This is a genomic window from Paenibacillus sp. RC21, from assembly GCF_044907935.1.
Lineage (GTDB): Bacteria > Bacillota > Bacilli > Paenibacillales > Paenibacillaceae > Paenibacillus > Paenibacillus terrae_A.
Genome location: NZ_JBIYCS010000004.1, coordinates 131143 through 145398, shown reverse-complemented (window position 1 = coordinate 145398; position 14256 = coordinate 131143). Strand labels below are relative to the sequence as shown.

At 43.6% G+C, this 14256-nt stretch carries 9 protein-coding genes; 6 read left to right on the top strand and 3 right to left on the bottom strand.

Going from position 1 to position 14256, the window contains the following annotated elements; translation table 11 throughout:
- The first annotated feature begins 15 nt into the window (after positions 1-15).
- The 6 genes from ABIA61_RS14200 (at position 16) to metK (ending at position 8502) form a co-directional block, all read left to right on the top strand.
- Positions 16-1362 carry an efflux RND transporter periplasmic adaptor subunit gene (locus ABIA61_RS14200; protein ID WP_404519431.1) on the top strand — a complete coding sequence of 449 codons (1347 nt, stop codon included), beginning with the start codon at positions 16-18 and terminating at the stop codon, positions 1360-1362.
- 539 nt (positions 1363-1901) lie between these two features.
- Positions 1902-4274: a copper amine oxidase N-terminal domain-containing protein gene (locus ABIA61_RS14195; protein WP_404580898.1), complete on the top strand. Its 2373-nt coding sequence runs from the start codon at positions 1902-1904 to the stop codon at positions 4272-4274.
- Positions 4275-4373: 99 nt separating this feature from the next.
- Positions 4374-5912, top strand: coding sequence for a stalk domain-containing protein (locus ABIA61_RS14190; protein ID WP_404580897.1), 1539 nt, complete (start codon positions 4374-4376; stop codon positions 5910-5912).
- A 56-nt stretch (positions 5913-5968) separates the two neighbouring features.
- Complete coding sequence (locus tag ABIA61_RS14185) at positions 5969-6550, top strand: hypothetical protein (protein ID WP_283653561.1); 582 nt, start codon at positions 5969-5971, stop codon at positions 6548-6550.
- Between the two features lie 126 nt (positions 6551-6676).
- Positions 6677-6967 carry an alpha/beta-type small acid-soluble spore protein gene (locus tag ABIA61_RS14180; RefSeq protein ID WP_283653560.1) on the top strand — a complete coding sequence of 97 codons (291 nt, stop codon included), beginning with the start codon at positions 6677-6679 and terminating at the stop codon, positions 6965-6967.
- A gap of 332 nt (positions 6968-7299) precedes the next feature.
- Positions 7300-8502 carry a methionine adenosyltransferase gene (metK, locus tag ABIA61_RS14175; RefSeq protein WP_044648613.1) on the top strand — a complete coding sequence of 401 codons (1203 nt, stop codon included), beginning with the start codon at positions 7300-7302 and terminating at the stop codon, positions 8500-8502.
- A 129-nt stretch (positions 8503-8631) separates the two neighbouring features.
- On the opposite strand, the gene ABIA61_RS14170 is transcribed toward metK, so the two are convergent.
- The 3 genes from ABIA61_RS14170 to ABIA61_RS14160 are packed head-to-tail and all read right to left on the bottom strand — an operon-like array spanning position 8632 to position 14106.
- Positions 8632-9531 (bottom strand): TetR/AcrR family transcriptional regulator, encoded by a 900-nt coding sequence (locus ABIA61_RS14170; RefSeq protein ID WP_404519437.1) that lies wholly within the window; start codon positions 9529-9531, stop codon positions 8632-8634.
- Between the two features lie 52 nt (positions 9532-9583).
- Positions 9584-12700, bottom strand: a complete 3117-nt coding sequence (locus tag ABIA61_RS14165) for an efflux RND transporter permease subunit (protein ID WP_283653559.1) — start codon at positions 12698-12700, stop codon at positions 9584-9586.
- Positions 12697-14106 carry an efflux RND transporter periplasmic adaptor subunit gene (locus tag ABIA61_RS14160; RefSeq protein WP_283653558.1) on the bottom strand — a complete coding sequence of 470 codons (1410 nt, stop codon included), beginning with the start codon at positions 14104-14106 and terminating at the stop codon, positions 12697-12699. The genes ABIA61_RS14165 and ABIA61_RS14160 overlap by 4 nt, the downstream gene beginning before the upstream one ends.
- Positions 14107-14256 lie beyond the last annotated feature (150 nt).

The window sequence follows — 14256 nt, the reverse complement described above, 5'->3', positions numbered from 1 at the left end:
AGGTGAAGAGATATAATGAATAAAAAAAGTGCTCTGATTGCCACGACATTGCTTTTGTCAGTTGCATTGGCAGGCTGCGGTGGGGGGGAAGCCCCCGCCGCTCCGGCCGCGGTGCAGAAAACGATTCCGATCCAGGTAGCAAAAGTGGCTAAAGGCAGTATTGAGGATTCATCAGGTATTGTAGGCAGCTTTGCGCCCAAAGACACGGCTCAGGTTGCCCCGAAAATTAGCGGAAAAATACTGAACATTAATTTGACGGTGGGACAAAAGGTAAACAAAGGCGATATTTTGTTTACGATTGATCAGAAAGACCTTCACGACACGATTACGCAGTCTCAGGAATCTTACCAGGTTGCACTTGCTAGTTTGAAGCAAGCTGAAAGCGGAGCAGCGCAATCTGTTCAGCAGGGAGAGTCTGCTGTGGACCAGGCTAAGAGCGCACTGGTACAGCAAGACAATGCCATTACCCAAGCGCAGACTGCTGTGGTAGATGCCCAGAGTTCCGTGCGTGATGCTCAGAATACGCTAAATCGTAACCAGCAGTTGTTTAGTGCCGGTGCTGTTTCGCAATCTGACCTGGAACAGTCTCAAATAGCGCATAGAAGAGCTCAAACCGCGTTGGAAAACGCCCAGCTCTCACTTCATAATGCGCAAACATCCAAGGAAAGTGCCCAGACAACATATACTAATGCCCAGAAGTCATTGCGTCTTGCACAACAGAAAACGGGTATTGATGTAGCACGTGCTTCGGTCAATCAGTCCAAGGCTGCTTTGGACACTGCACGTAGTCAGCTTGTCAATGCTGTAGTCAGAGCACCTATGTCTGGCACCATTTCAGTTGTGACTGGTACAACAGGACAAATGGTCAGCCCTCAGTCAGCCGTTGTTACGATTGCAAATACAAATCCTATCCTAGCCAAGGTGAACGTTTCTGAGGAAGAGTTGCTTAAGCTAAAGGTAGGATCTATTGTAACCGTAGGGGTGGACTCTTTGGATAAGCGCATTGAGGCTAAAGTGACAGCGGTCAATCCGGTTATGGATAATGATCTCAAGGCATATCCTGTCGAAATTTCAGTACCCAATCCATCTGGCGAGTTCAAATCCGGTATGGTTGTGTATGTTTATATGAAATCCGAAGCTGCACAAAACATTTTGGTATCACAAGATGCCATTACAGAGCAAGCTGGGAAAAAGTATGCTTATGTAGTTGAGGGTGCTACTGCTAAACGGGTAGAAGTGCAAACAGGCCAGGAAAGCGCCAAGGAGGTTGAAATAACCAAGGGGCTTACCGAGGGTCAGACCATTGCCGTTAAGGGAATAAGCCTGCTTACTGATGGTGCTAAGGTTAATATAGTGAAGTAAATTGTTTTGCTCTGGGTGTGCAGGCTATAAAAATTGCTGATCCTCCGTCATTACCTACTACTTTAAGTGTTCAATCTGGGCGTATCCTTGGGATTTATGTATCCTTTATATTCTATGGATAATGTACAGTGAATATACTCATTAAGGGACTACCATAAATGCGCAAGAGAACTCTTGTACATTAAGGTTGAACAGGTAAAAGTTGTAGGATGACGGAGGAACAGGTTCAATAGTATAATTATGACTGTAGGAAAGCGGAATACATATTCAAAAAAAATAAAAAAATTTTTTTGAAACGGACGCAACTTTTCGAACCCATGCTACGTCTAATTGGGTGAGTATGAAACAAAGGGGTACAAAAGCGTAAAGACATAATTCGCTAAAAAAATTCTTTACGACATTGTTATCACATTGTATAATACTGGAGTACGTCATAAATGGACGCTTTCTTTCAACTAGATTCCAAGCTTCTGTGATATTGTCACAGATATCATTTTATAAGGGTTCTCATAAAGCTCGGAAAGGAGGTGTAACGACTGATGAGTGACAAGATCCGACAAAAAGACAAAAATAATATTTCTGGTTATATTCAAGGAGGAGAAAAAAAGGTTATGACAAAGTTTAATAAAAAAATGATCAACGTGCTGGCAACAGCAACATTGGTTGCTGGTGTTGCAGCTCCAATCGCAGCACTGACTGCACCAACTGCAGTTCATGCAGCTTCTAGCTATACTGCTGTTAATACTCCTAGCATTGGTTCAAGCCAAACTACAAACACTACTCTGGGTAGAGTAAAAGTTAACGTAAGCCAAGCTTCTGTTGGTAAAGGTGAATCTTTCACTGTTACATTGCCTAAAGGCTTTGAATTTGCTACTAACCCTAATATTGTTCCTACTGCTATTGATTCTACTTATGGTTTGGGCGTTTACATTGATCCAGGCGATAACAATGATGATGCTGCTGCTCGTGCAGAAACTGGATATGTTCCGGGTGAAGGTTTGACTGTAGAGAAGCTCACTAATAACTCTGCAAGAGTGACTTTCAACTTTACTAACTCTAAAGATAGCGTTGATCTTTATCTGAACTTTGGTAAAATCAATGTTAACGGACCTAGCAATGGACCTGTAAAAGCTACTATTGATGCAGCTTCTGCAAGTGGTTTTACTAGCGGCGAAGCGACAATTGCAAACGTAGTTTCTTCTGGTCAAGTATCTTTGTCTGCTGCTGATACAGTTTCCAGTGAAGAAAACTTTACTGCAACTTTGAAAGTTAAAGAAGAAACTGCTGGTTCTTTGGGTAACAGCAATATTAAATTGAAATTGCCTAGCGGTTTCAAATGGGATTCCGCTCCTAAAGCCGACCCAACTATTTTGTTTACTTCTAACACAGACAAAGCAATTAAGCCAGAAGACGTGAGATATTCTGCTGATGGTGACACACTCACTTTGTCTTTGAGAAAAGTAAGTGATGCCCAAACTTCTTTCCAATTGCCTGTAGGATTCTATGTTGATGATGAAAACAGTGCTAAAGAAGGCGATGTTACTGTAAGTATCTCTGGTAACGCAACAACTGACGTTAGCTCCCTTGTAGTTGGTAGCTATGGTCAAATCGGTGGTGGCGTTTCCGTTGCTACTCCAACAACAATTCTTGCTGGTCATGATGAGCAAAAAATTGGTGATATCGTAATTAAAGAAACTGTTGCTAATTCCTTTGTAAAAGGACGTACTGTAACTTTGCGTCTGCCTGAGGGTGCTCGTTGGCAGTCAACTTTTGAAAGCAACAACCCTGGAAGCAGCTTCTCCGGTTCTATGGAGAACACTAACGGTTTGGGTGGAGCAGAGGTTTCCTATACTGACTCTGACAAACGTACTTTGAAATTGACTTTCAACAACGCTAACAGCACTACTGACGCTGGTAGCTTGAAACTGAAAAACGTTGAAGTTGCTACACAGCCAGGTTTCTCCGGTGACCTGAACGTTGATGTTGCTGGTAGCCAAGGTCTGAGCGGTACTGTTAAGGTTGCAGCTGTGAAGCAAGCTGTTACTTTGGCTGCTGCATCCAAACCAACCCTGACAATCGGTCTGGGCGACCAACAAGTTGGTGACATCACAATTACTGAAGCGGCTAAAGAAGCTTTCGTTAAGAAAGATGGTAGCCGTGAAGTAATCTTGGAATTGCCAACAGGCGTACGTTTTGCTGCTACTCCAGAAGTTAAAGTAACAGCTGGTGACGTTAAAGTGAAGAGCGTATCCACTGATACTTACGGCGAAAGCAACAAAGGCCGTCTGAGCTTCTACATCGATAGCGAAAGTGCTACTCCAAGTACAATCACAATCACAGCTCCTAAGTTGACTGTTGACCGTACTGTAGCTCAAGGCGACATCGTAGCTAAGCTGAAAGGTAGCGCAGTATCTTACACTGCATACAAAGGCGCATCTGACAACACTCAAAACTGGAAAGACAACAACACTGCAGCTGCTGAAACAGCAATCGCAACTGTTGGAACTCCAGCTCCAGGTGCTACTAGTACTAAAGCTGTCTTCACACTGGGAAGCACTTCTTACACTGTAGATGGTCAAAGTAAAACAGCAGAAGTAGCTCCTTATGCTGAAAACGGACGCACTTACTTGCCAGTACGTTATGCAGCTGAAGCTCTGGGTGTATCCCAACAAAACATCCTGTTTGACAAAGCAACTTCCACAGTTACCCTGATCAAAGGTAGCACTGTTGCTCAAATCAAACTGAACACAAACCTGTTGACTGTTAACGGTTCTGTGATTCGTATGGACGTTAAAGCTGTGACTAACAAAAACCGTACTGTACTGCCAATCGCTTGGGTGAGCAGAGCGCTGGATGCATCCATCACTTATGATGCAACTGCAAAAACAGTTACTGTTGAAAACAAAAACTAATTTAAGAGCAACTCTTTTGAGTTAACTGAATTAGATGAGAAGAGGGTTCCTTTTGGAGCCCTTTTCTTTTATTAGCCTTATTGACAAAGGAGAGAAATTATGAAACGTTTTGGAGTGGCGGTACTTTCCACATTGGTTCTTTCTTCTGCATTTGCCAATCTTGCAGGGGCTCAAACAGGTAATATAAAGGTTATTATTAACGGTGTAACTCAGCAATATACACAGTCCCCAGTGATTAGTCAAAGTACAACCTTAGTGCCTCTTCGCGGGGTTTTTGAAAGCCTGGGAGCACAAGTGGAGTGGGATAGCAAAGCTAAAAAAGTAATTGCATCCAAAAATGATGATACCTTAACTTTGAATGTTGGTTCTAAACTTGCTTATAAGAATAGTGCTCCTGTACAACTCGATGCAGCTACTCAAATTCAAAAGGGTCAAGTGTTCGTTCCTCTGCGCTTTGTGAGCCAATCATTAGGCGCCAAAGTAAATTGGGATAAGACTACTCGGACGGTAACTATTTTAAATCAAGCTGATGGAAGCACTGCTGGTGATCAAGCCAACAGCTTATCCAGTAAGCCTTTCACAGCTCCTGTGACTAAAGTTACGTATGATACCTACTATAATGATTCTTTGAGCTACGATGATGCAGTTAAACTGGCTATAGCTGATAGTACCTCAGTTAAATCAGGAGAAACCAGTATTGATCAAGCTGGGAAAATCATGAAAGAAGCAGGCAAAAATATTGACTTTGTTCCTGCTGAAGCCGGTGTTGAAGCCTCTGATAAAGCCTTCAAAGGTTATGCTCAAACAAATCTTAACTATGAGACTACAAAGAAAAACTTAGAGATGACTAAGGAAGGCATTCAATACAACGTGAAGGATCTTTATAACAAGCTTCTTCAAAAGCAAAATGCAGTTAAGCTAACTGCATTGAATATTGAAGATGCCGAGCGCAAGCTGAAAGTCGCACAAATTAAAAGAGACAATCAAATGTCAAGTGACTATGAGGTCACTCAAGCAACCAACCAGTTGACTCAAAATCAAGCTGCTTTAGATAAGGCTAAAAAAGATCTGGACAGTGCGTATATATCTTTGAATCAAGCGATTGGCTATAAACCGGAGCAACGTTATGAATTAAAGGATAAGCCTGTCTATTCTGAATTTAAAGATAATGTGGAAACTAAGGTAAGCCAGGTACTTACTAGCAGCACTGCTATTTGGTTAAGTGAGCAACAAGTGGATTTAGCTGAATTAAGCCTAAAGCTTTATAATTTTAATGCTTCTGGAAATACGCCTTACGAAGCTGAACAGCTTAACGTTGAAAAAGCTCAGTATGCTACTGAGGGAACAAAGAAACAGCTCGAAGGACTTGTAAGATCAATTTATAACAACATTAAAGGTTTGGAAAGTCAGTATTCTCAAATTCAAGCTGGTTTAGTGAGCGCTAGAAGTGCGGCCGATATGGCTAAAAAGCAATTTGATGTAGGTTTGGCGACCGAGCTCCAGGTTTATGAAGCCAATCTGAAAGTGACTACCGCAGAACAACAAGCTGAGGATTTAGTTACAAGTATTGATACGTTGAAGCTGGCTTATGACAAGCCTTGGGCTATGCAAGGCGGTTCTTCTGGAGCAAGCCAATAATAATGCTAATATAATTTTTTTTTACAGATGCATTAACCTGCTGTAGGAGGATTTACATGAAATCACGCTACAAAGTATCGCTGGCAGCAGTTTTGCTTGGAGGAGGGATAGTTGCAGGCTCCTTAATGAACAACTCAGTTAATGGAGCCTCCAGCTCCGGACAACCAGGTACAGCTGATGATCCAGTCGTAACCAAAAGCTATGTTGACCAGAAAATCGCTGCGGCAATCAAAGGTGGAGCATCAGCAAGTAGCACTAATAGTAAAACGACTAGCTCAGCAGCCCCCACCACAAACGCTACTTCTAACGCCACGACAGCTGGAGCTTCTAGCTCAGGTAAAGCTTCCACAGCTGTGGAACAGACCGAGGAATTGAAGGTTGTTGATGTAAAGCCTGGTCAAAAGCTGATTGCCAAAGTTGGAGCGGAATTTATTTTACGTAACGGGAATGCTGTTGTTTATACTATGGATGCCAGCGGAGCTATTGATATCACTTCTGGAACAGAAATTGTCCATAATCAGGCGGTTGAGAAAAATCATTTACTATCCTTTCCTAGAGAAGGAAGAGGTATTCAGGTAAAAGAAGGCCAGAAGTTTGGCCTGGTCGTCATGGTACGTGGCGGTTATACTCTCCAATAGGTTGTATGTTGGAATGTTCTTTTTCGTAAATACTTCTTAGGATAGAAAATTGTTCTTGGCTAAGCTGACTCCAAACGCTGCACACTAACCTCATGAAAGAAAATACAATTGATGGAGGTGTGTACGATGGCATCAAGAGGTCAAAGACGATTGATTCCCGAAAGCCGTACCAGATTACATGATTTGAAGTATGAAATTGCTGCTGAGTTTGGGCTTCCTGTTTATAATCCCCAATATGCGCATATACATCCGAGTGCAGACAGTGAGTTTGCTGCGGAGTTGGGCGAGTTTAAAGGAAACGCAAATGTGGAGTGGCGCGATTTGACATCAAGACAGAATGGCTCTGTAGGTGGTGAAATTACCAAGCGATTGGTACAATCTGCCGAACGCAGCTTATCTGAATTTGGTACCTTGTAAGTTGCAATAATTTTTACTGATTTTGACGTGCAATCGTTTTTAAAAATAAGGCTATCCTCATGTGAATCAGAAATTTAACTCTTGTCAATTTGCCTTAGTTTGGCGCTTTGTAATTGGGCGATATGAATTGACACCTTGATTTAAATAGGATATCATGGCATTTGAGGCTTGTACGCAACCTTTTCCTACCGGAAAAGGTTCATTTTTTGTTAATCAGGTATAGAAGTCATTTTCCGGCCACATGTTGGCGTGAGAGTGTCTGGCTAATACCATTGCCATGTCAGGATTTTATATAAATCCTCATGTATTTTAATTGTGGGAGGTTGAAATTCATGTCTGTAAAAGGCCGCCATTTGTTTACGTCTGAGTCTGTAACAGAAGGTCATCCGGATAAAATCTGTGATCAGATTTCCGACGCCGTATTGGACGCCTTTTTGGCTAACGACCCTAATGCACGGGTAGCGTGTGAAGTATCAGTAGCTACTGGTCTCGTTCTCGTCATTGGTGAAATCAGCTCCAAATCGGAATACGTGGATATTCCATCCATTGTACGCAATACGATTAAGGAAATTGGCTATACACGTGCGAAATATGGCTTTGATTATAATACTTGCGCTGTATTGACTTCTTTGAATGAACAATCGCCGGACATCGCTCAAGGGGTTAACGCTGCTCTGGAAAGCCGTGATCCTGCTGAAGTAGATAAAGAAACGGAAAACATTGGAGCAGGCGATCAAGGGTTGATGTTCGGTTTTGCTACGAATGAAACACCTGAGTTGATGCCGTTGCCTATCGCCATGTCTCACCGTATTGCACGCCGCTTGGCCGAAGTGCGCAAGGATGGAACATTAAAGTACCTTCGCCCGGATGGTAAAACCCAGGTAACGGTAGAGTATGAAAATGGTAAGCCAATACGTATTGATGCCATTGTTGTTTCTACGCAGCATGCAGAAGATACTACATTGGAGCAAATTCAAGCAGACATCAAGGAAAAGGTTATTTTGCCAGTTGTTCCTGCGGAATTGCTGGATGAGCAAACCAAGTATTACATTAATCCAACAGGTCGCTTTGTTATTGGCGGACCTCAAGGGGATGCAGGTCTAACAGGCCGCAAAATTATTGTAGATACGTATGGTGGTTATGCGCGTCATGGCGGGGGAGCATTCTCTGGTAAGGATCCGACCAAAGTGGACCGTTCCGCAGCTTACGCTGCCCGTTATGTAGCGAAAAACCTAGTTGCAGCCGGATTGGCAGATAAAGTGGAAATTCAGCTTGCTTATGCCATTGGTGTAGCTACACCAGTTTCGATTAGCGTCGATACATACGGTACTGGGAAAGTAAGCGACGAGAAGCTCGTTGAACTGATTCGTAACAATTTTGATCTTCGCCCCACAGGTATCATTCGAATGCTGAATCTGCGTCGTCCAATTTACAAGCAAACGGCTGCTTACGGTCACTTTGGTCGTACAGATCTGGATGTGCCATGGGAGAGCATAGACAAAGCTGACGCTCTGAGAGTGCAAGCCGGTCTGTAATTTCTCATATGCTATCAAATATAAGCAATAACCAAAAAAAGACTGTCTCATGATTTACATGAGCAGTCTTTTTTTGATGTATTCTACAAGCTAAGTTGTGAATAGCTGTGATGAATTTCTAAGCGCCTACTACTCTGTTGGGGGTGTAAGATTCAACAGCTTTTGAAGCAAATGACAAACTTTTTTCAGCTCTTTACGCTGCTCCAAATATGAGAAAAGAGCTTTTAAAAGACCCATTTGGGGATTCGCTTTCAAAGCTTCTTCCTTTAATAGAGTCGCAATTTGCTGGTACTCCTGCTTTTCCCTCGAACTCCATGAAGACAGCAGAATACTGTCCTCCAGAGAGTAGAGAAGGCCGTTAATCTGGCGGCCCTGATCAAAGGGATTGCTTAGAATGCTTTCAGGTAACCAACCCTGATTGCTCCACAAATGAGAGGCCGAATCGGTACTCTTCAGGCTGGCAACCAAGGAATTGGATAAGAAGATGATGAATTGCGCAAGCTGCTCAATCGTTTCATCATTCATCCGATCGGCAAAGAAGCGAATATATTCAAATACAACACTTTTTAGCACAAAGGTCATATCCCATGCATGATCTTCAATCTCCGGTCCGAAAACATCAATCAGACAGTCACGTACCCATTTGTACAGCTTGTACTCATGTTGTTCAAAGGCGCCATTGAGTTGCTCATTTTGAAAAATAAGCATGGACGGCTCAGGAAGATCCATCATGAGATACACTTTGTTTTCAACGAGGTTTTTCAAATAAAGAACGGCAAAACCGTGCAGTTTATCATGATTAGTGAGATCAGGTTTACTGTAAAGTGCCCGGATATCCTGTTCAATATTTTTCTCTAGGATAATGCACATTTCTAGAGGCAGTTCTTCTTTTCCCTGAAAATATTTATAAAAGGATGCCTTTGCCATCCCACTTTCTTTTGCGATCTCTTCAACAGATGTTGAATAGTAGCCTTTTCTGGAAAACAGCCGAATGGCTGCCTGTAAGATATCATTTTTTTTGCTTTCCATACTTACTTCCCCCTAGGGTTCAATCCGACAGTATATACTTCACTACATGCAACTACAAAGGTTGATCGGGTGTGATAGCCGTGTGTTGCTGTTTTTTGAGCTGACGGCGCATCTTGAACTTGGCCATGATCATATACAATGATGGTACTACAAACAGGGTTAAAAAAGTCGAGAATAACAATCCGAAAATGACGGTAAACGCCAGTGGTTTAAAGAGCAGGCTTCCCAATAGAGCTAACGGAATCATACCTACTATTGCAGCCAGAGAAGTCAATAAAATGGGTCTAAAACGGGCAGCGGCTGCTCTTATCACAGCTTCTTTCAACTCCATTCCCTCATGTCGGGCATCCTCGATGAACTCAATTAACACAATTCCGTTTCGCACTACAATTCCCGCCAGCGCGATAATTCCCATGATGCTCATAAATCCGATAGGCATACCTGTCAGGAAAATACCAATAATGCCGCCGGCTGCTGCCAAGTACACTGTCGTCATAATGATAATAGGAATGGAGAGAGAATAAAATTGCATAGTGATCAAGAGTAAAATGAGCAAGACTACAACAATCGCCAGCTTCCCTAAATCCCCGAATATGGTGGACTGATCGGAGGTTTCACCGCCCACTTCCCATTTATATCCTTCAGGGAACTTCATTTGTGCCAGTTTGCTTTCTACATCCACCATCGCTTCGCTTGCAGTTCGCCCGTTCAAGTCGGCTTCCACCGTAATCGTCCGCTCCATATTGTAATGCTTGATTTGCTGAATAGCAAATGATGGCTTAACCAGTACGAGCTGGTTTAACGGAATCTGCACACCGGCTGAATTGACTACACTTAATTGTTGGAAAAGCGCGCTGGGCTCCTCGTTGCTATGATTCAAATACAATTTAATATCCACCAGATCGTTACCTGTATCAAATTGGCTAACTTTAGCCCCTTCTTTTAATAGAAGCAGAGTACGGGTCAGATCTGTGTAGCTTACCAGATATTGATCCATGGCTTGCTTGTTAACCTGCAAATCCAGTGCATATCTTTCAATTCCTATATCATCCACGATGCCGGTTGTACCCTCTACTGTGGCGATCTGCTCTTTTACTTTTTGGGAAAGGGTTTGCAGCTGATTCAGATTCTGACCTGAAATCCGGATAGAAACGGGCTTACCCACCGGGACTCCCAGACGTGGAACATACGTCGTAACTGTAGTTCCAGGATAGGACTTTTTAACATGCTGTTCCCAAGCATCAACTGTCGTATCGAGATCAAAAATATTTTGTTTGCCGACGACGGCAATTTGTCCTACGGTCTCATCATATCTAATATCTCCACCCGAACTATTAATGTCACTATATAACTGCGGTGCAGTTCCTCCGGCACTGTAGACGACCTTGGAGGTTTCGGGTTGCTTCTTTATCCAGCCTGCAATGTCTTTGACGATCTGGTCTGTTTCTATAACGGAGGTGCCTATAGGCATCTTTATATTTAATGCGACATGAGGGTCCTCCGATTCAGGAAAGAGTTCAACTGAGGTAAAAGGAACCAATCCATAAGCGGCTGTTCCGAGCATGAGTCCTGCCATTGCAGTCAGCAAGGGACGCTTAATGACTTTGGGCATCAACTTTTGTGAATACAGCTTGTTTAAAGACTGAATCTGTTGGCCCAACAAGCCTGCCGGTTTAGTTTTACCCTTAGGGTGACGAGTCTGTCTGCGTTTCTCATACCATTCTCGGAAAATAGGGATGATGGTGAGTGACATGATCATGGAGGCAAGCATGGTCAGAGAAACAATGGTGGGAATGGGCTTGATGAATGCCCCTACATTTCCGGGTAGAAACAACAGTGGAGCAAAGGCCGAGATGGTAGCCAGTGTGGCAACCAAAATAGAAAGCATCACCTCTTTGGTTCCTTTTATAGCTGCATCTGTAGGCGATTCTCCTAATTCCGTAAGTCTCCGCTCAATATTATCATTGACCACTACGGCGTCATCGACGAGTATGCCAAGTACAATGATCAGACCGACAACGGAAATTTGATTGAGTGTAATACCGAGCATAGGCAAAAAGATAATAGCAATCGCAACCGAAATCGGAATCGCTAGTGCGACAAAAGCAGAGGTAAGCAAATTCAAGCCCAACATACAAACGAGAATAACAGCCACAATCGCAAGAATCGTTTCACGTTTTAAGTCCTCGAAGATATGATCTACCTGATCCTTTTGTGCAAAAAGAGTTTCAAGGCGAACACCTTCGGGAAGTGTTTTCTCCAGCTCTTTGAGCTTGGTATTGACCTTTTCGCTCATAGGCGGGACGTCTGTACCTTTTTCTGCTCCAATGTTTAGCGTAATGGCTGGTTTACCCCCAACATAGGCAAAGTATTCTGCTTGGGGATGTGCCAGCTCCGTTGTAGCGACATCTCGCAAATACACAGGAGCCCCTTCCTCTGTACGTGTCAGAATGGCCTGATTTAATTCTTCGGCTTTTTGGGTTTCTCTGACAATGAGTTGAAAGGTGCGTCCGTTGTATTCAATATCACCGGTAGGAACCCGATCAATTTGTGACTGGATCGCTTGTGCGACCTGCCCCCACGACAGATGGTACTGCTGAAGCTTCTGATTGTCGATTTGGACACGTACTTCCTGGTCAGGAAGACCATTGAACTTGACACTTGATATACCTGATAATGTATTGAGCTGATCTTTCCACGTTGTGGTCAAATCATTTAGTTTATACAGCGGTGCAGGAGAGTCAGCGACCAGGGCATAGGAGCCGATAAACGAGCTGGTCAGCTTATCATTCACAACAGGTGTTTCAGCACCTTGGGGAAGGTCAGCTTGCGCATCCTGTACTTTTTTTCGCATATTATCCCAAACCGTTTGAGGATCAACTCCATTTTTGGATTCGATTAAAATAGAGGAGAATCCGTTACCAGAAGTCGAATTAATCGTTTTAACGCCTTCCACTTCCTTGATGCGTTTTTCCAGTTCTTTGGTTACGGTTTGTTCTACTTTTTGTGGTGAAGCACCAGGGTAGACTGTTGTAACCATAGCATTCTGTATTGTGACATCCGGCATCTCCTGCTGCGGTAACTGGAAAAAGCCGAAGATTCCGACTAAAATCAGCATGACAAAAAACAGCAACGTAATTTTTCGTTTTTTTACGATATACTCAATCATGGGCGTCCGCCTTCCTCCGACTGAATCGCATTTCCATCAAACAGGGTTTCCGCCCCTTTAATGACAATACGTTCGCCTTCACGAAGGCCGGATACGATTTGAAGCTGATTTTCTACGACCTGATTGCCAAGCTCTACTGAAGTTTTAACAGCTTTTCCTTGAACATCTTTAAAAATGAATGGCTTGCTTCCCGTGTTAATGACTGCTTCGGCCGGAATGAGAATGCCGTTTTTGTCTGTTACCTGATGAGCAGCTTTAATAACCTGACCGGGTAACCAGTTTCTTTGCGGATTGGAAATGACAATCTCTACATTAACCCTGCCTGTATTGGTACTCGTTGACGGATAAACGTTGGATACTGTGCCTTGACGGGTTTCCTCGTATAACATGACACTGACCTGTTGCCCCTTCTTCCAATCTCTGATCTCACTGTCCGGTACTGGAAGCAGTACCTTGAGACGGTCAATGGAGCCTATGCGATAGACGGCCTGGCCTGAAGCGACCAAGTCACCTGTATTTACACTCTTGCCTAAAATAACGCCGTTCACAGGAGAAATTAGACGAGTACGTGAAAGCGCAAGTTCTGCCTGTCCTTTGGCGACAAGGGCTTTTTCATAGTTGGCACGGGCCTGTTTTTTGGAAGCAGCAGCTTGTTCACTGGCGGCGAGAGCCTTGCTTTTACCCGCAAGCGCATCTTGAAAGGAAGCCTGGGCGGATTGGTGCTCTTCGGCTGTGGCCCCTTCCAGCAAAAGGGACAGGGATTCCTTGGCTTGCTCCAGATCTTTCAGGGCTGCGGTAGCATTCAGGCGAGCATTCTCATTATCCGATGCGGTAGCAGCGCCAGCCTCAAACAGCTTCTGCGTACGCTCGCTATCCGTCTTGGCTTTATTATAGGCGCTTTGTGCCTTATCTACAGCGGCTTGCGCTTGCTGTTTCTCTTGAGCACGTGCACCTTTATTTACCTTGTTAACATTCGCGCTGGCTCCTGTAATGCCGGCATCGGCGGATTGAATCGCAGAGGTAGCAGCCTGTAGATTAGCCTGTGCGTTATCAATACCAGCCTGTGCCTCCAGGATGGAGGCTGTCGCCTGTGCCACCTGAAGCTTGTAGTCAGCATCATCCAAACTAGCAATTACGTTGCCTTTCTGTACAGTGGTGCCGACAGTGAGATATGCACTGGCTACGGTGCCTCCATTTTGAAAAGCCAGTGTGTTTTCCTCATAAGCCTGTAGAGTGCCTGACAAGTTATAGGCAGTATGGAGCGGAGAGGATTTGACAACTGCAGTACGCACAACGGTTGGCTGTGCAGCTGAGCCTGGATTAGCATCTTTCTCCACGCTGGAACATCCAGCGATGACAATGCTCAGGGATAAAGTAAGTACGATGAGTGCCCGTTGTTTATTCATGATTCCAAACCTCCACGATAGGTTGCAAAATTAGATTTGAACCAATCAGTATTATTTGAACCGATGAGTTCATGTGTATTATAGTGTGCTGATTATGCATTCGTCAATTTATAGTTTGTGTTTTATGAAATAGTTAACGGGATTTTCGTA

What these genes read in the sequence shown, in the direction of transcription:
- ABIA61_RS14200 (WP_404519431.1), top strand. Translation starts at nt 16, where the DNA reads ATGAATAAAAAAAGTGCTCTGATTGCCACGACATTGCTTTTGTCAGTT.
- ABIA61_RS14195 (WP_404580898.1), top strand. Translation starts at nt 1,902, where the DNA reads ATGAGTGACAAGATCCGACAAAAAGACAAAAATAATATTTCTGGTTAT.
- ABIA61_RS14190 (WP_404580897.1), top strand. Translation starts at nt 4,374, where the DNA reads ATGAAACGTTTTGGAGTGGCGGTACTTTCCACATTGGTTCTTTCTTCT.
- ABIA61_RS14185 (WP_283653561.1), top strand. Translation starts at nt 5,969, where the DNA reads ATGAAATCACGCTACAAAGTATCGCTGGCAGCAGTTTTGCTTGGAGGA.
- ABIA61_RS14180 (WP_283653560.1), top strand. Translation starts at nt 6,677, where the DNA reads ATGGCATCAAGAGGTCAAAGACGATTGATTCCCGAAAGCCGTACCAGA.
- metK (WP_044648613.1), top strand. Translation starts at nt 7,300, where the DNA reads ATGTCTGTAAAAGGCCGCCATTTGTTTACGTCTGAGTCTGTAACAGAA.
- ABIA61_RS14170 (WP_404519437.1), bottom strand. Translation starts at nt 9,531, where the DNA reads ATGGAAAGCAAAAAAAATGATATCTTACAGGCAGCCATTCGGCTGTTT.
- ABIA61_RS14165 (WP_283653559.1), bottom strand. Translation starts at nt 12,700, where the DNA reads ATGATTGAGTATATCGTAAAAAAACGAAAAATTACGTTGCTGTTTTTT.
- ABIA61_RS14160 (WP_283653558.1), bottom strand. Translation starts at nt 14,106, where the DNA reads ATGAATAAACAACGGGCACTCATCGTACTTACTTTATCCCTGAGCATT.